The following is a 20535-nucleotide window of genomic DNA, read 5'->3' on the forward strand; positions in this document are numbered from 1 at the left end:
TACTATCGGTCGCTAATCCCAAGGAGCGCGCGCGTGTAATACCTCATCGATGCCATTTTTTTTCGGTCTTCCCAGCCAGGCTGTGGAAGTGTCCAGGCATCCTTGGAGTCTTGCATATGACGCATACCATTCTAGCGCTCGACGGCGTTTCCCTGTATCTGCCCGACGGCAGAGCCCTGTTTTCAAACCTGCATCATCACTTCGACCTGCGCCGCACCGGCCTGGTGGGACGCAACGGCGTGGGCAAGTCGATGCTGGCGCGCCTGCTGGCCGGCGAACTGGCGCCCACGTCCGGCCAGTGCCTGCGCAGCGGACGCGTGTCCTATCTGTCGCAGCAGGCGGGCAGCGGCGGGGCGGCGTCGGTAGCCGGGCTGGCCGGCATCGAGGCGATCGTCGCCGCCCTCGCGCGTATCGAGGCCGGCAGCGTCGATCCGCGCGATTTCGATGCCGTGGGCGAGCACTGGGACATCGCCGCCCGCCTGCGCCAGGCCTGCCAGGCGCATGGCCTGCCGCACGTCGACCTCGACACGCCGGTGGCCGCGCTCAGTGGCGGCGAGGCGATGCGGGTGGCGCTGATCGGCGCCACCCTGTTCGATCCAGACTTCTTGATCCTCGACGAGCCGAGCAACCACCTCGATGGCGCCAGCCGCGAGGCCCTGCTGCGCCAGTTGCGGGCCTGGCCTAAAGGCCTGCTCGTGATCAGCCACGACCGCGAACTGCTCGATGCCATGGAACGCATCGTCGAACTCTCCGGCGACGGCCTGCGCAGCTATGGTGGAAATTACGCGTTCTATGAAGAAGCGCGCCGCCAGGAGCAAGCGGCGGCGCAGGGCGCGCTCGAGCACGCGCGCCGGGAACTCAGGCGCGACGACGAGGCGCGGCGCACGCAGCGCGAACGCCAGGACCGGCGCCAGGCGCGCGGCAACCGCGATGCAAAAGAAGCCAACCAGGCCGCCATCCTGCTCGGCCGCGGCAAGGACCGTAGCGAGGGCAGCGCCGGGCGCTTGCGCCAGCAGCACGATACGGCGCGCTCGGAACAGGCTGGGCGGGTGCGCGAGGCCTTTGACCGGGTCGCCGCCGACGCCGACGTGCGCATCCACGCTGCCGGCGTCGAAGGCGCGGCCCGGCGCCGTGTTGCGCAGCTCGAGGCGGTCGTTTTGCCCTGGGTCGCGCCGTCTTTGGCCCGCATCGATCTGATCCTGACGGGCCGCCAGCGGGTGGGCCTGGTCGGCCCGAACGGCAGCGGCAAGTCGACCTTGCTCAAGGTGCTGGCAGGACGGCTAGATCCGGTCGCGGGCGAGCGCAGCCTGCCGGCGCAGGTGGCCTACCTCGACCAGCAGCTGGGCAGCCTCGATCCGCGCCGCCCGACCCTGGACCAGCTGCTGGACGTGAACCGCAGCGCCGGGCAGGACATGCTGCGCACCTGGCTGGTCCAGCTGGGCCTGGACGCGCGCACGATCACCCAGCCGGCCGGCCTGCTGAGCGGCGGCGAGCGCCTGAAAGCGGCCCTGGCCTGCGCCCTGTATGCGGACACGCCGCCGGCGCTGCTGTTGCTGGATGAGCCGAGCAACCACCTCGACCTGGCGTCGCTGGCGGCGCTGGAGGCGATGCTGGGCGATTATCGCGGCGCGCTGGTGGTGGTGTCGCACGACCGCGTGTTCCTGGAGCGCATCGGGCTGACCCACCGCCTGGCCGCGCTGGACACTGGCTGGCGCCTCGAGGAATGCTGAATCGGCCGCGATTGCTATAATCGTGGGTTGGCACACCACCTGAAGAACACCATGTTGCGCACCCTTGTGATTTCCCCGAACTGGATCGGCGACGCCGTGATGGCCCAGCCGCTGCTGCGCCGGCTCAAGGAGCTTGCGCCAGGGCGGCCGATCGACGTGCTGGCCCCGACCTGGGTGGCGCCGGTCTGGCGCGCGATGGCGGAAGTCGACACCGTGATCGAGTCACCGTTCAAGCACGGCGCCCTGCAGTGGAAGGAGCGCAAGGCCTTCGCGAAGATGCTCAAGGCGCGCGGCTATGCCGACTCCTACGTGCTGCCCAATACCCTGAAATTCGCGCTCATCCCCTGGCTGGCCGGGATCCCCAGGCGGGTCGGCTACAAGGGCGAGATGCGCTACGGCCTGGTCAGCGTGATGCACCACGACGACAAGGCGGCGCCGCGCCCGATGGCCCAGTTCTACCAGGCGCTGGCCGACGCGCCGGTGCGCCAGTTGCCGCGGCCGGAACGCTTGCCGGAACCGGCCATGACGGTCGCCGCGGGCGAAGCCGAGGCCGCGATCGCGCGCCTGAATCTGCCGGCGGGCGTGCTGGTCGCCTTCGCGCCGGGCGCCGAATTCGGCCCGGCCAAGCGCTGGCCATCGACCTACTTCGCCGAGCTGGCCCGGACCATCCTGGCCAACCGGCCGGACGCGCAGATCCTGCTGCTCGGCTCTCCCAAGGACCGCGCGGTGTGCGACGAGATCACGGCCATCGTGCCGCAGGCGCACAACCTGGCCGGCTCGACGTCGCTCTCCGAAGCGATCGCGCTGATCTCGCGCGCGGCGGCCGTGGTCACCAACGATTCGGGCCTGATGCACATCGGCGCCGCACTGGGGCGGCCGGTGGTGGCGATCTATGGCCCAACCGACCCGCGCCACACGCCGCCGCTGTCGCAATTGGCGCAGATTTTGTGGCTGCACATCGAATGCTCGCCCTGCCAGCAGCGCGAATGCCCGCTAGGGCACCAGAACTGCATGAAGCAGATCCTGCCGGCCGACGTGTGGCAGCCCTTGCAACCCATGCTTGCCGGCGCCTGAGGGCGCGGGCCAATTTGAAGAGGACCTTATTATGATTCTGGTTACCGGCGCAGCAGGCTTCATCGGCGCGAACCTCGTGCATGCGCTGTCGCAGCGCGAGCCGTTCAGCGTCTTCGCCGTCGACAATATGTCGCGGCCCGAGAAGTTCCACAACATCGTCGACGCCGAGATCGCCGACTATGCCGACAAAGAAGACTTCCTGGTGCGCCTGAAAGCGGGCGAATTCGACAACAAGTTTACCGCCGTGCTGCACCAGGGCGCCTGCTCCAACACAATGGAGACCGACGGCCGCTACATGATGAAGAACAACTACGACTACACGGTCGCCCTGTTCGAATTCTGCCAGCGCCAGGGCATTCCCTTCATCTACGCCTCGTCGGCCGCCGTCTACGGCGCCGGCACCACGTTCCGCGAAGAGCGCCCGCTCGAACGCCCGCTCAACGTCTACGGCTACTCGAAATTCCTGTTCGACCAGTACCTGCGCCGCTACTGGCAGGCCAAGGGCCAGGACGCCGGCAGCCAGGTGGTCGGCCTGCGTTACTTCAACGTTTATGGTCCGCTCGAAGGGCACAAGGGCACGATGGCCTCGGTGCCGTTCCACCAGTACCACCAGTTCCAGAAGGACGGCAAGGTCAGGCTGTTCGGCGCCAACGAGGGTTACGAGGCCGGCGCCCAGATGCGCGACTTCATCTACGTGGAAGACGTGGTCAAGGTCAACCTGTTCTTCCTCGATAATCCGGACAAGCGCGGCATCTTCAACCTCGGCACCGGCCGCGCCCAGCCGTTCAACGACCTGGCCGTTGCCACCGTCAACGCCCTGGCCAACGAGGGCAAGCCGGCGCTGTCGCTGCAGCAGATCATCGATGGCGGCCTGCTCGAATACCTGCCGTTCCCCGACAAGCTCAAGGGCAAGTACCAGAGCTTTACCCAGGCCGACATCTCGGCGCTGCGCGCGGCCGGCTACGATGAACCGTTCACCGACGTGGCGACCGGCGTGGCGAAGTATATGGACTGGCTGCGCGCCCAGCCGGCGCGCTGATCCAGGATGGGAGCAGCGCCGGCATCGCGCCGGCGCGCCGGACCACCATCGCTGCTACTGGCGGGTATAGGCGATGCCGAGGTCGATCTCGGCCGCCACCTGCTGCTTGTTCTCGGGGCTTTCGCTGAACTCGACCAGTACCTGCTCGAGCGGCATGCCGTTGGCCAGGTTCTGCAGCCAGAAGGCGGCGCCGCCCTGGTCCGGCGCGCGGTGCAGCACGTTGCGATACAAGGCCGTGATGACCTGGTCGTGGGTCGGCGCAGTGCCATACAGGCTGGCGAATTCGGGCGAGCCCGCGAATGCCCTGGCCATGTTTTCCGGCGTCAGGCCGCCGTCCAGCCCGCGAATCCAGAAGCCCAGTCCCCCGCTGTCCGGCTTGCGGTTGAAGGCGGCGCGGTACAGGCGGTAGGCCTTGCCGGCATTGCCGTCGGCATCGAAGGCCAGCGTAATGTCGGTGAAATCGATCCGGAACGGGTCGCGCACCGTCTGGGTGCCGTCACGGCCCGTGTTGTCGACGATGGTCAGCACGCCATTGCTGCGGCTGATTGCGTAGGACGAGCGCGGGCCGGTCAGCACGGCGCCGTCCACGGTGACCAGGGCCGGTGTGCCCGGATCGGAGTCGACCATTCCATATAACTCAACGCGCGGCAGCAGCAGATAGTTACCTGGACGAGCCGGGGACAACGAGAATTCGCCGCTGGCGTTGCGTTGCTGGCGGCCCTGGGTCAGCTCGTCGACGCCTTCGAATGCGATGTCCGTAACGGTCCAGCCGCTACTCGGGCCGATATAGGCACTATGCTTGACGTCCGAGCCGAGGCGCAGCCTGAGGAACTTCCCGGCATACGCGCCCAAGTCCACCCGCACCACGCCGGTCACAGGCGTCCCTGAGGCGCGTCCCGTTTCGCTGTAGGCGTCACGCCAGCTGACGCCTTCGTCGTCCGATATCTGCACCATGAACTTCTGCGTCGCGGTCGCCGCCCTCATGGACCTGGTAACCAGGATCTGGCCGGCGCCAGCCGGTACGTAAAAGGGCTTCTCGAGCGTGGCGGTCTGGACACCCCATGCGCCATCGTCGACGTAGAAGCGCAGGGCGCCCCCGTCGAGGATGGCGTGGCCGCCGTTATTGGCCGTGGTCCAGGTGGCGGCGTCGAACGGCGCCGCTTGCCTGCCCGCCAGCGGTGAACGCAAATAGGCGGAAAGGGTGTAGGCGGTGGCGCCCGGCAGTGCGCCGATCCGCACGGCATACGGTTGAGCAGGAGGCACCAGGGCCGGCGCCGACGCCACAGGCAGCAGCCGCCCTGGCGTTGGGATGGAGGGATCGAATACCGTCACGTCGTAGTCGAAGCTGCGCGCCCGACGGTCCACTATAACGTCGGAGACGCTGACCCGATAGCGCACGTCCGCGTCGGGGCGCGCGTGGGTGCCCGTCTCGTCGTTATCCGGCATCTTCCACACGATCGTATTCTCGCCAAAGTTCGTGTCGAGCGGCTCGATGACGGGGACGACCGGGACGCCGTTGCGCGTGATCGTGACCTTCGCGCGGCTGAAGTCGGCCCTCGGATAGGACAGCGACCAGCGTTCGTAAACAGTGGAGTAGGGCACGTATCCGCTGTTCGGCCAGGCAACGAAGCCGTCGCGCACGACCGGCCGGACGGCCGTATAGTCGATATCGCTTACCCATAGCGCGTTGGTGGCCCAGGCGTACTTCCCGTCGATGGTGGCGGAAGGCACATCGCCGGTGCCGATCGTGCGGGAATTCGGCTGGAAGATCCAGCGCCGGTGGCCGACTGCGGCATTGTTGGCGCCGGCGTCCCTGATGTACTGGTCGATCGCGTCCGGACCTGCGCCCCCAAGGGCCAGGTTGGACGAGGCCGCGGCTTCGGCTCCCTGCGGTGTGTAGAACTTCCAGTCTGGCGTCGGATAGTGCGACAGCTGGCCGGCCACGCTCATCATGAGCGCCGCGTGCTGCGCCTTGGCGCTCGAAGCCTCCGACAGCCTGACTGCGGCCGGCAGGCCGGCCATCGCGCGGAACCAGTTCAGGCGCTGGATGGTCGCGGCCTTGAAGGCCGGCGTGGTCGTCCCCGGCACGCCGGTAACCCGGTCGCCGGTCCAGCCCATCGCCGGCGTCGGCTCGCTGTAGACCTGGTGGAAGTAGAGACGGACCTGCTCCCGGTCCCTGGTGTCGATCGCGAACGGTACGCCGTCCCCGACGACCCGCGCCGATTCCTTTTGCTCGCGGAACAGGCCCGGTGCAAGGCGTTGCGCCGCTAGCGCCTGGTCGTTCGTGATCGGCGTACCCAACTGCGCATGGGACCTGGCGACCGACTTGGCCGCGCCCGCCATGGACGCCGGGGCCTGGGTGTCTGTCTCGCCACCGCAGCCGGAAAGGACCAGCAGGACTAGCGCCAAGGGTCTGGCAAGTGTTCGTAGCATCATTCCGGTCTCGTCGAAGATAAACCGGAAGTATGCTTGCAGTAATTAAAGTTGACTATAGGAAATCGCATGCGATTCGCATGAGATGCACCGATTTGTCAGGTGATGAAGGTTTACGCGGCATTTACAGGTGCCGCCGGTCTTTCTATCCGTTTTTTACGCCCGACTCGATAAGCTTCATGGATCCTATCAACCACAGCATAAAAACATGAAAGCACCGATTCACGCGCTGGCAGCCATGCTGGCGCTCGCAGGCAGCGCCCACGCCACCGAGGCAATCCAGGACGCCTCACCGGCATCCACCATTAGCTGGAACGCCGCCGTCACCTCCGACTACCGCTACCGCGCCATCTCCCAGACCCGCCTGCGCCCGGCCTTGCAGGGCGGGGTCGACTACGTCCATGCGTCCGGCTGGTACGTCGGCGCCTGGGCCTCGACCATCAAATGGGTCGAGGACGCCGGCGGCGATGGCGAGGTAGAGATCGACGTGTATGGCGGCAAGCGCGGCGAGTTGTCTGCCGGCTTGACGTACGACGTCGGCGTGCTGCGCTATTTTTATCCGGACAATCGCATGGGCCGGCTCCCGGGCTGGGTCAATGCCCACACCACCGAAGCGTATGCCCAGCTGGGCTACGGCCCGGCCTATGTCAAGTATTCGCATGCGACGACCAACCTGTTCGGCTTCGTCGACAGCGAGAACAGCGGCTACCTGGACGTCGGCGCCAATCTCGACGTCGGCAACGGCTTCACCCTGCAGCTGCACGCCGGCCGTCAGGAAGTGAAGAACAACCCGGCTTCCGACTATACCGACTGGAAGGTCGGCGTGAGCCGCTCGTTCGACCTGGCCACGATCAGCGTCGCTTATCTCGGCACCAACGCGAACAAATCGGCTTACACCTCGCCGGTCAATGGCAAGTTCACCGGCCGCGACGCCCTGCAACTGACCGTCAGCCGCACCTTCTGAAGCCCCGGTTTACAGCCCCGTTTACATCTCGTTTACACGGCGCCGCCGTCTTTTTATCCCGTTTTTAGGGCGGCGCCACTACGCTCGACCATACAACAACAACGCTGAAAGCGAACGTCCATGGACCTCATCTACCTCGGCGCGCTCCTGATCTTCGTCCGCCTGACCTGCCTGCTGGTGGCCGGTTGCGCACAAGCTGGAGGCAAGCCATGAATCTCTCCTACGTGATCGGCGGCCTGGCCGCCGCCGCGCTGCTGGTCTACCTGCTGGTGGCCCTGTTCAAGCCGGAGGACTTGTGATGACCACCGAATTCATCGTCCTCCTTGCCGTCTTCCTGCTGGTGCTGCTGGCGCTGGCCTGGCCGCTGGGCCGCTTCATGGCGCGCGTCGCCGCCGACGGAAAAGTGCCGGGCCTGGGCTGGGCCGCCGGCGTCGAGCGCGCGCTGTACCGCCTGGCCGGCCCTGCTGCCACGGCCGCCCAGGACTGGAAGGCCTACGCGCTGGCGCTGATCGCCTTCAATGCCGTCGGCGCAATCTTTGTCTATGGGCTGCAGCGCATGCAGGCCTGGCTGCCGCTCAATCCTGAGGGCATGGCCAACGTCAGCCCGGACTCCAGCTTCAATACCGCCATCAGCTTCGTCGCCAATACCAACTGGCAGGGCTATAGCGGCGAGCAGACCATGAGCATCCTGACCCAGATGGTGGGCCTGGCTGGCCAGAACTTCTTCTCGGCCGCCACCGGCATGGCCGTCGTGTTCGCGCTGATCCGTGGCTTCGCCGCGCGATCGAGCAGCGCGATCGGCAACTTCTGGGTCGACCTGACCCGCTCGACGCTGTACGTGCTGCTGCCCTTGTCGGTGATCCTGGCCGTGTTCCTGGCCGGGCAGGGCGTGGTGCAGAACCTGTCCGCCCACGTCGATGCGCGCCTGCTCGAGCCGGTGACCTATACGGTCGAAACGAATGAGGCACGTGCCGATACCCAGGTCATCCCGATGGGCCCCGTCGCTTCGCAGGAAGCGATCAAGATGCTGGGCACGAACGGCGGCGGCTACTTCAACGCCAACTCCGCGCACCCGTTCGAAAACCCGAATGCGCTGACCAACTTCGCGCAGATGATCGCGATCCTCCTGATCCCGGCCGCGCTGTGCTTCGCCTTCGGCCACATGGTGGGCGACATCCGCCAGGGCTGGGCCGTGCTGGGGACGATGACGCTGCTGTTCGTCATCGCCGCCATCGCCGCGGTCTCCGCCGAGCAGCAAGCCAATCCGCTACTGACCCCGCTGGGCGTCGACCAGGTGGCGAGCAGCCTGCAGGCGGGCGGCAATATGGAAGGCAAGGAGACCCGCTTCGGCATCGCCGCATCGAGCCTGTTCGCGGTGGTGACCACGGCCGCATCGTGCGGCGCGGTCAACGCCATGCACGATTCCTTCATGCCCTTGGGTGGCATGGTCCCGATGGTGCTGATGCAGTTCGGCGAGGTGATCTTCGGCGGCGTCGGTTCGGGCCTGTACGGCATGCTGGTGTTCGCGATCCTGGCGGTGTTCATTGCCGGCCTGATGATCGGCCGCACGCCGGAATACCTGGGCAAGAAGATCCAGGCCTACGAGATGAAGATGGCCGCGCTGGTCATCCTGGTCACGCCCTGCCTGGTCTTGCTAGGCACTGCGCTGGCCGTGACGGCGGCATCGGGCACGGTCGGCGTGGCCAATCCGGGCGCCCACGGCTTCTCGGAGATCCTGTATGCGCTGACGTCCGCCGCCAACAACAATGGCAGCGCCTTCGCAGGCCTGTCCGCCAACACCCCTTTCTATAACACCTTGCTGGGCGTGGCGATGTGGTTCGGCCGCTTCGCGGTGATCGTGCCGGTGCTGGCGATTGCCGGCTCGCTCGCCGCACGCCAGCGGCTGCCCGCCACCCCCGGCACCCTGCCTACCCACGGCCTCATGTTCGTCGGCATGCTGTCCGCTGTCGTCGTGCTGGTCGGTGTTCTCAACTACGTCCCGGCCCTGGCGCTGGGCCCGGTGGTCGAACACCTCCAGCTGTTCGGAGAATGATATGGAAAATTCGATTTCCCAAAACCCCACCCAGGCGCCACGTGGCTCACTGAGCCTGTTCGATTCGACGCTGGTGTGGCCGGCAATGGTCGACGCGCTGCGCAAGCTCCACCCGCGCACCCAGTTGCGCAGCCCGGTGATGTTCGTGGTCTACATCGGCAGCATCATCACGACCCTGCTCTGGTTGCAGGCGCTGGCCGGGCAGGGCGAAGCGCCTGCCGGCTTCATCCTGGCCACCGCCGTCTGGCTGTGGTTCACGGTGCTGTTCGCGAACTTCGCCGAAGCGCTGGCCGAAGGCCGCAGCAAGGCGCAAGCCGCCTCGCTGCGCAGCCTGCGCCAGACCGTGACGGCCAAGAAGCTGGCCAACCCCAAGCATGGCGCGCCGTGGCAGGCCTGCGCCTCCAGCGAGCTGCGCAAGGGGATGTTCTTCCTGGTCGAGGCGGGCGACGTGATTCCCGTGGACGGCGAGGTGGTCGACGGCGTGGCCTCGGTCGACGAGAGCGCCATCACGGGCGAATCGGCGCCCGTGATCCGCGAATCGGGCGGCGACTTCTGCGCCGTCACCGGCGGCACCCGCGTGCTGTCCGACTGGCTGGTAGTGCGCGTGTCGGCCAACCCGGGCGAGACCTTCCTCGACCGCATGATCGGCATGGTCGAAGGCGCGGCGCGCAAGAAGACGCCGAACGAGATCGCCCTGACGATCCTGCTGGTGGCCCTGACGATCGTATTCCTGGTCGTGACCGTGACCCTGCTGCCGTTCTCGATCTTCGCGGTGGAGGCGCAGGGCAGCGGCCAGGCGGTGACCATCACCGCGCTGGTGGCGCTGCTGGTATGCCTGATCCCGACCACCATCGGCGGCCTGCTGTCGGCCATCGGCGTGGCCGGCATGAGCCGCATGTTGCAGGCCAATGTGATCGCGACCTCGGGCCGTGCGGTGGAAGCGGCGGGCGACGTGGACGTGCTCCTGCTCGACAAGACCGGCACCATCACCTTCGGCAACCGCCAGGCCGCCGCCTTCCTGCCGGCGCCGGGCGTGACTGAAGAAGAACTGGCCGACGTGGCGCAACTGGCGTCGCTGGCGGATGAAACGCCCGAGGGCCGCAGCATCGTGGTGCTGGCCAAGAACCGTTTTAATATCCGCGAGCGCGCGATGGAAGCCATGGGCGCCGAGTTCGTGCCGTTCACGGCGCAGACCCGCATGAGCGGCGTCGATCTGGGGGAGCGTCACATTCGCAAGGGCGCCGCCTCGGCCATTCGTCGGCATATGGAGGCCATGGGCGCCGCCTGGCCCGGCGACGTCGAGCGCAGCGTCGACGAAGCCTCGCGCCGCGGCAGCACGCCGCTGGTGGTGGCCGACGGGACGCGCGTGATGGGCGTGGTCGAGCTGAAGGACGTGGTCAAGGGCGGCATCCGCGAGCGCTTCGCCGAGCTGCGCCGCATGGGCGTCAAGACCGTGATGGTCACCGGCGACAATAAACTGACGGCGGCGGCGATTGCGGCCGAGGCGGGCGTGGACGACTTCATCGCCGAAGCCACGCCCGAAGAGAAACTGGCCCTGATCCGCCGCTACCAGGCTGAAGGAAAACTGGTGGCGATGACGGGCGACGGCACCAACGACGCCCCGGCGCTGGCCCAGGCCGACGTGGCGGTGGCCATGAACTCGGGCACCCAGGCGGCGAAGGAGGCCGGCAATATGGTCGACCTGGATTCGAATCCGACCAAGCTGCTCGAGATCGTCGAGATCGGCAAGCAGATGCTGATGACGCGCGGCGCGCTCACCACCTTCTCGATCTCGAACGACATCGCCAAGTATTTCGCGATCGTGCCGGCCATGTTCGTGGCCACCTATCCGAGCCTGGACGCGCTCAACGTCATGGGGCTGGCCAGCCCGGCGTCCGCGATCATGTCGGCCGTGATCTTCAATGCCCTGATCATCGTGTTCCTGATTCCGCTGGCGCTGCGCGGGGTACGCTACCGAGCGATCGGCGCCGCAGCGCTGCTGCGCCGGAACATGCTGGTGTATGGCCTCGGCGGCCTGCTGCTGCCGTTCGCCGGCATCAAGCTGATCGACCTGGCGCTCGCCGCCTTCAACCTGACGTAAGGAGTTGTCATGCAATCGATTCTTCGCCCCGCGCTGGTGCTGTTCGCGGCGCTCACCCTGGCCTGCGGGGTGCTGTATCCGCTGCTGGTCACCGGCGTGGCCCAGGCCGCGTTTCCGGCCCAGGCCAATGGCAGCCTGGTCGAGAAGGATGGCCAGGTGGTCGGCTCGCGCCTGATCGGACAAGCGTTCAGCGCGCCCGGCTACTTCTGGGGCCGTCCTTCGGCCACCGCGCCGATGGCCAATAACGGCGGCGGCTCGGGCGGCTCGAACCAGGGGCCGCTCAATCCGGCCCTGCAAGAAGCTGTCAAAGGCCGCATCGCGGCGCTGCGTGCGCTCGATCCGGGCAACCCGGCGCCGGTGCCGGTCGACCTGGTCACCAGCTCGGCCAGCGGCCTCGATCCCGAGATCAGCGTGGCCGCCGCGCGCTACCAGGCGGCGCGGGTGGCGCGTGCGCGCCAGCTGCCGGCGGAGCGGGTCGGCGCCCTGGTCGAGGAGCACAGCGAGCGGCCTTTCCTGGGCTTGTTCGGCGAGGCGCGCGTGAACGTGCTGTCCCTGAACATGGCCTTGGACGCCGAAAGCAGGCATACTCGCTGAACCATGCCGCACGACCAACAGCGACCCGATCCCGACGCCTTGCTTGCCCAGATGCGCGAGGACGAGCGGCGCGCCGCGCGCGGCCGCCTTCGCATCTATTTCGGCGCCTCGGCCGGCGTGGGCAAGACCTACGCCATGCTGCAGGAAGCGAGAAAACTGCAGGCGGAAGGCAAGGCGCCGCTGGTCGGTGTGATCGAAACCCACGGTCGCGTGGAGACGGCGCGCCTGCTCGACGGCCTCGAACTGCTGCCGCGGCGGCGCATCGACTATCGCGGCCGGCATCTCGATGAATTCGACCTCGACGCCGCGCTCGAACGCGCGCCCGGCATCGTCCTGGTCGACGAGCTGGCGCATTCCAACGCGCCCGGCTCGCGCCATCCCAAGCGCTGGCAAGACGTCGAGGAACTGCTCGATGCCGGCATCGACGTGCTCACCACGGTCAACGTCCAGCACCTGGAAAGCCTGAACGAAGTGGTCGGCGGCATCGCCGGCATCCGCGTCGCCGAGACGGTGCCCGACCGCGTGTTCGACGCGGCCGACGAGGTGATCATGGTCGACCTGCCGGCCGACGCGCTGCTGGCGCGCCTGAAGGAGGGCAAGGTTTACCAGCCGCAGCAGGCCGAACGCGCGGCCGGCAATTTTTTCAGGAAGGGCAACCTGATCGCGCTGCGCGAGCTGGCGCTGCGCCGCACCGCCGACCGGGTCGAGGGCGACGTGCGCGCCTGGCGCGAGCAGCAATCGATCGACGCGATCTGGAAGACCGGCGCGGGCCTCCTGGTGTGCGTCGAGCCGGGACAGCTCGCCGAGCATGTAGTGAGGAGTGGCGCGCGCATGGCGTCCCAGCTCGGCGCCGGCTGGCATGCGGTGTATGTGGAAACGCCGCGCCTTGCCAGGATGCCGGATGCGGCGCGCCAGTGCATGCTCGACACGCTTGCGCTGGCCGACAGCCTGGGCGCCACGACGGCGGTGTTGTCGGGCGACGATGTCGCGGCTATCACGCTCGAGTATGCACGCGACCACAACCTGTCGCGCATCGCGCTGGGCCGTGCCCGGTCCCCGTGGCGCGCGCGTACGGCACGGCGCCTGGCGCGCAAGGCGCCCGGCATCGACCTGATCGAGATCGGCCAGCCGGCGGTGCCGCCAGCGGCAACGCCTGTGGCTACGCAGGACGCAGCCGTGCGGCCACGGCCGCCCTTATTGCCCCACTTTCTTGCGGCCGGCGCCAGCATCCTGACCGCGATCCTGGCCACCCCACTGCGGCCCTGGCTCGACCCGGTCAATATCGTCATGCTGTTCCTGCTGGTGGTGCTGTTGACGGCGATCCGCTTCGGCCGCGCGCCGGCGGTTACCGCCACCTGCGTCGGCGTAGCCGCCTTCGACTTCTTCTTCGTGCCGCCGCGCTTCGATTTCGCCGTCACCGACGTCCAGTACCTGGTAACCTTCGGTGTGATGCTGGCGGTGGGCCTGATCAGCGGCCACCTGGCCGCCGGCCTGCGCTTCCAGGCGCGCGCCGCCGTCGAGCGCGAGCGGCGGGTGCGCGCGCTGTACGAGTTCGCACGCGAACTGTCCGGCGTGCTGGCGGCCTCGCAGGTGTTCGAATCGAGCCGCGCCGTGATCCAGAACGCCTTCGGCGCGCATGCCACCCTCCTGCTGCCGGATGCCGAAGGGCGGCTCGGCATGCCGCCGGCGGACGATGGCGGCCCAGCCGCACCGCTGCCAGCCAACGTCGATCCGGGCGTGGCGCAGTGGGCCTTCGACCACGCGCAGCCGGCCGGTCTCGGCACCGACACCTTGCCGGCCAGCCCATTGTTCTACCTGCCGCTGGTGGCGCCGATGGGCACCCGCGGCGTACTGGCGATCGCGCCGGAAGGCGGGCGCTGGGTGCTGGCGCCCGAGCAGCGCCGCCAGCTCGATGCGCTGGCGGCGCTGGCCGCGATCGCGCTCGAGCGCGTGCACTACGTGGAGGTGGCACAGGCCGCGCTGGTGAACATGGAATCCGAGCGCCTGCGCAATTCGCTGCTGGCGGCACTGTCGCACGACCTGCGCACGCCGTTGACGGCCCTGGTCGGGCTGTCGGAATCGCTGCTGCGGGGCGAGGCGCTGGCGGGCGAGCCACGGATGCTGGCGCAGTCGCTGCACGACGAGGCGGTGCGCATGGGCACCCTGGTCGCCAACCTGCTCGACATGGCGCGCATCGAGAGCGGGGAAGTGCGCTTCAACCTGGAATGGCAGGCGCTGGAAGAGGTGGTCGGCAGTGCGCTGCGCGCCTGCGGCGCCGCCTTGCGCGATCACACGGTCACGGTGCGTTTGCAGCAAGATCTACCCCTGGTCAGATTCGACGCGGTGCTGATCGAGCGGGTGCTGTGCAACCTGGTCGAGAATGCCGCAAAATATACGCCAGATGGCGCGCGCATCGAGATCGCAGCGGGCCGGCGCGGCGCCTGGATCGACGTCACGGTCTACGACGACGGTCCGGGCCTCCGCCCCGGCAGCGAAGAAGCGATCTTCGAGAAATTCACGCGCGGCGAACGCGAGTCGGCCTTGCCCGGCGTGGGTCTTGGCCTGGCGATCTGCCGCGCGATCGTCGAGGCGCACGGCGGCACGATCCGGGCCTGCGATTCGCCGCTGGGCGGCGCCGGCTTCGTGTTCTCGCTGCCGGCCGGGACGCCGCCACTACTCGACATGCCTTCGATGGAAAGAGACGATGACTGATGCTCCCTGCGCCTTGCTGGTCGAGGACGAACCGCATATCCGCCGCTTCGTGCGCGCCGCCCTGGAGCAGGAAGGCTGGCAGGTGCACGAGTCGGTGAGCATGGGGCGCGGCCTGATCGACGCCGGCACGCGCCGGCCCGACCTGGTGGTGCTTGACCTGGGCCTGCCCGACGGCGACGGCATCGATTTCATCCAGGACGTGCGCAAATGGTCGTCGGTGCCGATCATCGTGCTGTCGGCGCGCGTGGCCGAGGGAGAGAAGATCCGCGCGCTCGACGCTGGCGCCGACGACTATCTGACCAAGCCCTTCGGCACCGGCGAACTGCTGGCGCGCGTGCGCGCCACCTTGCGCCGCCAGCGCCAGGGCGGCACGGGCGGCGACGGTACGATCCAGTTCGGCGACGTGACCGTCGACCCGCAAGCGCGCGCGGTCACCCGCAACGGCGAGCACCTGCACCTGACCCCAACGGAGTATCGCCTGTTGTCGGTGCTGGCCGCCAACGCCGGCCGGGTGATGACCAATCCCCAGCTGCTGCGCGCGGTATGGGGACCCGGCCATGCCGAGAGCGGCCACTACCTGCGCATCTACATGGGCCACCTGCGCCACAAGCTCGAAGCCGACCCGGCCCAGCCGCGGCATTTGCTGACCGAGACGGGCGTTGGTTACCGGCTCTGGCTCGGATAATCACCTTCATTTCGCAGTCCATTTCAGACTTGGCGATGCGGATGCGATAGAGTTCACTATCAGGACTATCTTCAAGGGGGGGAGAATGCGCATGTACAATCCGCCACACCCAGGCAAGGTGATCAAGGAATATTTGGGTGATGTCACCGTGAAAGAGGCGGCCGCCAAGATAGGTGTGAACCGAGTCATGCTTCAGCGGGTCGTGAGCGGTGCAGCACGGGTTTCCCCGGACATGGCTTTTCGCCTCGCCGCCGCGTTCGGGACGAGCCCGGAATTATGGTATGGCATGCAGGTGCAGTATGACCTGGACGCGGCCAGCAAAGTCGAGCGTCCACGCATCGAACGCATCACAGCCTGAGGATTGCCCGTCATTCTACGGGCACCTTCATTCCTTTATGGGGAGACAGTCGCGGACAGGCCGTGACCGCCAACCGGCTCGGTCTCGAACCGCTCGCCGAAACCGGCGATCAGCGGCCGGCCCTTGGCGATGGCGGCCTGCACCGACGGCAGCGATAGCGAGGCCTTGTGGCTGGCCTGGTCTTTCCAGGTCTCGGTGATCCAGATGGCGTCCGCATCCTGCGCGTCCTTTGCGATCACGTAGGCCAGGCAGCCGGGCATGCCGGCGGTGCCGTCCAGCAGGATGGCGATGAGTGCGTCGCGCTGGCCAGGTTGGGCGCGCATTTTTCCGATCAATCCGTACATCCGGGGTTTCTCCGTGGTGGTCGTGGTGGGGGCGGCGTGTGCGCCGGCCAGGGGCATGGCGGCCAAGGCGCCGATGGCGGTGCGTCGTGATATGGGCATGCCTGCTTCCTTCGGGCGTCATTCCTGCGTGACTGACAGTATAAGGCTGTGTTGGTTTAAGATGGTCTTTTTCACCACACCGTCACGGAACCTCGATGCGACTTCATCCCCTTGCCCTGGCCGCCAGCGCCGTCGTCCTCACCCTGTCACAGGCAGCGCATGCCCAGCAGCCGTCCGCCATCTCGGAAACCGCGCTGCGCGCGCACCTGTCGTTCCTGGCCGATGACCTGCTCGAAGGCCGCGGCACCGGCCAGCGCGGCGGCGACCTGACGGTGCGCTACCTCGAAACCCAGGCCGCCCTGATCGGCCTGAAGCAGATCCCGGGCGGCGGCTATCGCCAGAAGGTCGAGATCGAAGGCAGCAAGCTGGTCGAGGGCAGCGCCACCTTCACTGCCGGCGGCAAGACCATCAAGCCGGAACTCGGCAAGGGCATCGTGATGGGCACCAGGAGCGGCAAGGAGAGCGTGGCCTTCGACGCGCCGCTGGTCTTCGTCGGCTACGGCGCCGCCGCGCCGGAAGAAAACTGGGACGACTACAAGGGCCTGGACGCCAAGGGCAAGATCCTCGTCATGATGGTCGACGATCCGCAGCCCACCGCCGAGGAACCGAAACGCTTCGCCGGCAAGGCCTACACCTGGTACGGCCGCTGGGTCTATAAATTCGAGGAAGCCGCGCGCCGCGGCGCCGCTGGCGTGCTGCTGATCCACACCACGCCATCCGCCTCGTACCCGTGGAGCGTGCCGGCCAACGGCTTCGGCAACGAGCGCTTCGGCCTCAAGGGCAACGGCAATCCGATGGAAGGCTGGCTGCACGAAGACACCGCGCGCGAACTGTTCGCCGCCGGCGGTCATGACCTGGACCAGCTGCGCGCCCAGGCCGAGCGGCGCGATTTCCGCCCGGTCGACCTGAAGGTGGCAGGCAAGGTCGCGCTGCGCTCGACCATCCGCCCGGTCGAACAGTTCAACGTGGTCGGCATCGTGCCCGGCAGCGACCCGAAGCTGAAGGAGCAGGCCGTGGTCTATTCCTCGCACTGGGATCACATGGGCATGATCGACGCCAAGCCCGGCGACGATCCAAAGGCCGACCGCATCTACAACGGCGCGATCGACAACGCCTCGGGCACCGCCGCACTGCTGGCGATGGCGGCCGAAGCCGTCAAGAAGCCGGCCAAGCGCACCCAGATCTTCCTGTGGCCGGCGGCCGAAGAGCAGGGGCTGCTGGGCGCCGCCGCCTATGTCGCCAAGCCGGTGTGGCCGCTGGCGCAGACCGCCGCTGACCTGAACCTGGACAGCCTGAACTTCGTGGGTCGCACCAAGGACATCGGCGTGGCCGGCGCCGAGCGCAGCTCGCTGTATGAGACCTCGCAACAGGTGGCGAAATCGATGGGCCTGAAGATCGCGCCGGCCGTTCCCGACCTGTCGGGCGCCTACTTCCGCGCCGACCACTTCGCCTTCGCGAAGGCGGGCGTCCCGGCCTTCAACGTCGGCTCGGCCGTGTTCTCGGGCGACGGCCACTTCGAGTTCGAGCACCACCAGCACGAGTCGAGCACCAACATCAAGGGCTTCAAGGCGCACTACCACCAGGTCAGCGACGAATACCGTCCGGAATGGGACCTGTCGGGCATGGTGCAGCAGGCCCAGTTCACGCTCAACCTCGGCTACGCCGTCGCCAATGCGCCGACCATGCCGACCTGGAAGAAGGGCGAAGCCTTCGGCAGCGTGAAGCGCTGAGGTGAAGCGCTGATCTAGGTCTCTGCGCCGCCGCTGGCGGCGTTGACCACGCTGGCCGCCGCCAGGATGCGTTCCAGCTCGACCATGTCGACCGGCTTCACCAGGTGATGGTCGAAGCCGGCGTTGCGGCTGGCCTCGCGGTCCTGGGCCTGGCCGTAGCCGGTGACCGCCACCAGCAGCGCCCGGGCGGTGGCTGGTTGCGCGCGCAGCCGGCGCGCCAGTTCGTGACCGTCCATGCCGGGCAGGCCGATGTCGAGCAGGCAGGCGTCGGGTACGAAGGCCTCGGCGCGCGCCAGCGCCGCGAACGGGTCGTGCTCGACCGCGACTTCATGGCCGGCGGCGCCAACGTACATCGCCAGCACCTGGGCCGCGTCGACGTTGTCGTCCACCACCAACACCTTCAGCGCGCGCGCCGTTGCCGCCTGCGCCGCGTCGAACCCGGCGCCGGGCGCGCCCACGCTGCGCTCGGCGCAGCGCGGCAGGGTCACCGTGAAGGTGCTGCCCTGGCCCTGGCCGGGGCTCTCCACCGCCACGCTGCCGCCGTGCAGCAGGACCAGGCTGCGCACCAGCGCCAGCCCGATGCCCAGGCCGCCCTGGGTGCGGTCCGGCGTGCGTTCGCCCTGCACGAACATCTCGAAAGCGCGTTCCAGTTCGTGCGGCAGCATGCCGATGCCGTTGTCGGCAACCACGATGCGCAAGGTTTTCTCGTCGAGTTCGAGCGCCACCTTCACCTCGCCTGACGCCGGGGTGAACTTGACCGCGTTGTGCAGCAGGTTGCCGACCACCTGCACCAGGCGCTTGCGGTCGCCCATTACCCAGGCCGGAGCCGGCAGCAATCCCTTCTGCAGATGGTGGCGCTTCTGGCGCAGCGGTTCGCCCACCTGTTCCAGCGCCTCCAGCACCACCTCGTTGATGTCGATGCGGTCCTTGGACAAGGCCACCAGGCCGCGCGTCACGCGCGATACGTCCAGCAGGTCGTCGACCAGGCCGGCCATGTGGCGCGCCTGGCGCGCGATGATCGCGCTGATCTGGCGCGTGCGCGCCGGATCCAGGTTGTCCTGGCCCAGCAGTTGGGCGCCGGAGGCGATCGGGGCCAGCGGGTTTCTCAGCTCGTGCGCCAGCATGGCCAGGAATTCGTTCTTGCGGCGGTCGGCTTCGCGCAAGCCTTCCTCGGCGTTGACGCGGTCGGTGACGTCCTGGATGGTGCCGCGCACCGCTGTCACCCGGCCCTCGGCATCCTGTACCGCTTCGCAGTGCATGTCGATCCAGATGCGGTGGCCTTCGCCGTGCAGCACCTGCAGCTGCAGGCGGCCATTGCCGCCGTCGCGCGCCAGTTCGCGCAGCAGGGCGTCGACTTTTTCCCACGATTCCTCGGGCAGCAGGGTGCCGCGCTGCTGCGCGTAGGGCGACAGCTCGCGCCCGTAGATATAGGGCACCGATTCGGAGGTCTCGACCGCGCCGGTGGCCAGCGTCAGATGCCAGGTGCCGAAGCGCGCCATGCGGTGAGCGTCGCGCAGCTCGGCTTCCTTGACCGCCAGCGCCTGGGCGCGCTCGCCCAGCAGGCGCGATGCGGCGCCGATCGCCTCGGCCACCTCGGCGGTCTCCCTGACGTAGGTCTGGGTGAAGCGCGGCGGATCCTCGCCCTTGCCCAGCGCCACTGCCGGCGCCGTCAGGCCCTGGACCGAACGTGCCAGCCGGCCGCCGATCTGCCAGGCCAGCCACAGGCCGATCGCGAACAGCAGGGTGACGCCGATCAGGAGCGCCGCCAGCGGCTCGAACAGCGCCTGGTTCAGGTGCGCACGCGGCACGCCGACGCCGACATGCCAGCCGCTCAGTTCCGACCGCGCATAGAAGGTCCTCAGCTCGGCGCCTTCCTGCGAGATCGACCTGGTCGCACCTTCGCTGGAACGCATCATCGCGTTGTACAGCGGGGCCGTGACGCGCCGGCCGACGAACAACTCGGGACTGAGGTTGCGCGCGAAAATGACGCCGCCGCGGTCGAACACAGAAGCGCGGGCGCCCTCGGGCACCGACTTGGGTGTCAGCATGTCGTTGAAATAATCCGGGCGAATCCGGATGCTGAGCACGTAGGCGACGCGCCCGTTCACCATGACCGGCACGTCGATGCTGGCTGCGGGCCGCTTCGTCAGGTGGCTGATGAACAGGTTCGAGATGGCGGGGCGACCGCTCGCGAACACCTCGGCCAGTTGTGCGGATGAATCGAGCGGCAGCGCGGCGCCGTACGGCACGGCAGTATTGAGCAGCTGCTGGCCACGGACATCGCGCAGGACGGCGGCCATGCCCGTGCCGGCCAGCCCCAGCGCCTCGCGCGCCTGGAGGTGGACGCGCTCGAAATCCCCGGCCGCCATCGCATCGAGCGTGGACAGCGTCTGGGCGATCGCCTGGGCGCGCAGCATCTTGCTATCGAGCGTGGAGACCAGCGCGCGCACCGTATGCATGATGTTGCGTTCGTACTGGGCGCTACTCTTGCGATATTGATCGATGAACAATAGCGACGCGCCGACCACCCCTGGCAGCAGGGTCGCCAGGACGAGCCAGAGCAGGTAGGCCCGAAGCGGCCTGCGGGTCATGGTGGATGAGGCGCCAGTCACATTGCTT

At 67.7% G+C, this 20535-nt stretch carries 15 protein-coding genes; 12 read left to right on the top strand and 3 right to left on the bottom strand.

What is annotated here, in order from left to right:
* Positions 1 to 116 precede the first annotated feature (116 nt).
* Genes SOM61_RS07575 through rfaD form a run of 3 tightly spaced genes read left to right on the top strand, consistent with a single transcriptional unit; the run spans position 117 to position 3843 of the window.
* Positions 117 to 1730, top strand: a complete 1614-nt coding sequence (locus SOM61_RS07575; RefSeq protein WP_320473510.1) for an ABC-F family ATP-binding cassette domain-containing protein — start codon at positions 117 to 119, stop codon at positions 1728 to 1730.
* A gap of 51 nt (positions 1731 to 1781) precedes the next feature.
* Positions 1782 to 2804, top strand: a complete 1023-nt coding sequence (gene waaF, locus SOM61_RS07580; protein WP_320473511.1) for a lipopolysaccharide heptosyltransferase II — start codon at positions 1782 to 1784, stop codon at positions 2802 to 2804.
* 28 nt (positions 2805 to 2832) lie between these two features.
* Positions 2833 to 3843, top strand: coding sequence for an ADP-glyceromanno-heptose 6-epimerase (rfaD, locus tag SOM61_RS07585; RefSeq protein ID WP_320473788.1), 1011 nt, complete (start codon positions 2833 to 2835; stop codon positions 3841 to 3843).
* A gap of 54 nt (positions 3844 to 3897) precedes the next feature.
* On the opposite strand, the gene SOM61_RS07590 is transcribed toward rfaD, so the two are convergent.
* Complete coding sequence (locus tag SOM61_RS07590; protein WP_320473512.1) at positions 3898 to 6252, bottom strand: DUF4214 domain-containing protein; 2355 nt, start codon at positions 6250 to 6252, stop codon at positions 3898 to 3900.
* Positions 6253 to 6484: 232 nt separating this feature from the next.
* Here SOM61_RS07590 and SOM61_RS07595 point away from each other — a divergent pair, with 232 nt between their 5' ends.
* From SOM61_RS07595 to SOM61_RS07630, 8 genes are all read left to right on the top strand, one after another.
* Positions 6485 to 7240 (top strand): TorF family putative porin, encoded by a 756-nt coding sequence (locus SOM61_RS07595; RefSeq protein ID WP_320473513.1) that lies wholly within the window; start codon positions 6485 to 6487, stop codon positions 7238 to 7240.
* 209 nt (positions 7241 to 7449) lie between these two features.
* The gene (gene kdpF, locus SOM61_RS07600; protein ID WP_320473514.1) at positions 7450 to 7539 is read left to right on the top strand and encodes a K(+)-transporting ATPase subunit F; all 90 of its coding nucleotides are present in this window, start codon (positions 7450 to 7452) and stop codon (positions 7537 to 7539) included.
* Positions 7539 to 9293 carry a potassium-transporting ATPase subunit KdpA gene (gene kdpA / locus SOM61_RS07605; protein WP_320473515.1) on the top strand — a complete coding sequence of 585 codons (1755 nt, stop codon included), beginning with the start codon at positions 7539 to 7541 and terminating at the stop codon, positions 9291 to 9293. Before kdpF ends, kdpA begins: the two co-directional genes overlap by 1 nt.
* Position 9294: 1 nt before the next feature.
* The gene (gene kdpB, locus SOM61_RS07610; RefSeq protein ID WP_320473516.1) at positions 9295 to 11394 is read left to right on the top strand and encodes a potassium-transporting ATPase subunit KdpB; all 2100 of its coding nucleotides are present in this window, start codon (positions 9295 to 9297) and stop codon (positions 11392 to 11394) included.
* Positions 11395 to 11403: 9 nt separating this feature from the next.
* Entirely contained in the window at positions 11404 to 11988 is a 585-nt protein-coding gene (kdpC, locus tag SOM61_RS07615; RefSeq protein ID WP_320473517.1) for a potassium-transporting ATPase subunit KdpC, read from the top strand.
* Between the two features lie 3 nt (positions 11989 to 11991).
* Complete coding sequence (locus SOM61_RS07620) at positions 11992 to 14700, top strand: DUF4118 domain-containing protein (RefSeq protein WP_320473518.1); 2709 nt, start codon at positions 11992 to 11994, stop codon at positions 14698 to 14700.
* A complete protein-coding gene (gene kdpE, locus SOM61_RS07625; protein WP_320473519.1) occupies positions 14693 to 15385 on the top strand; it encodes a two-component system response regulator KdpE in 693 nt (230 codons plus the stop codon). Before SOM61_RS07620 ends, kdpE begins: the two co-directional genes overlap by 8 nt.
* A gap of 85 nt (positions 15386 to 15470) precedes the next feature.
* Positions 15471 to 15743 (top strand): HigA family addiction module antitoxin, encoded by a 273-nt coding sequence (locus tag SOM61_RS07630; RefSeq protein ID WP_320473520.1) that lies wholly within the window; start codon positions 15471 to 15473, stop codon positions 15741 to 15743.
* A 35-nt stretch (positions 15744 to 15778) separates the two neighbouring features.
* On the opposite strand, the gene SOM61_RS07635 is transcribed toward SOM61_RS07630, so the two are convergent.
* Entirely contained in the window at positions 15779 to 16186 is a 408-nt protein-coding gene (locus tag SOM61_RS07635; RefSeq protein ID WP_320473521.1) for a putative quinol monooxygenase, read from the bottom strand.
* A gap of 95 nt (positions 16187 to 16281) precedes the next feature.
* Between SOM61_RS07635 and SOM61_RS07640 the strand changes: the two genes are divergently transcribed.
* Entirely contained in the window at positions 16282 to 17916 is a 1635-nt protein-coding gene (locus tag SOM61_RS07640; protein ID WP_320473522.1) for a M28 family peptidase, read from the top strand.
* A 14-nt stretch (positions 17917 to 17930) separates the two neighbouring features.
* Here SOM61_RS07640 and SOM61_RS07645 read toward each other — a convergent pair whose 3' ends face one another.
* Positions 17931 to 20528, bottom strand: coding sequence for a hybrid sensor histidine kinase/response regulator (locus SOM61_RS07645; protein ID WP_320473523.1), 2598 nt, complete (start codon positions 20526 to 20528; stop codon positions 17931 to 17933).
* Positions 20529 to 20535: the final 7 nt, after the last annotated feature.

Source organism: Massilia sp. CFBP9012 (assembly GCF_034045115.1).
Taxonomy (GTDB): Bacteria; Pseudomonadota; Gammaproteobacteria; order Burkholderiales; family Burkholderiaceae_D; genus Telluria.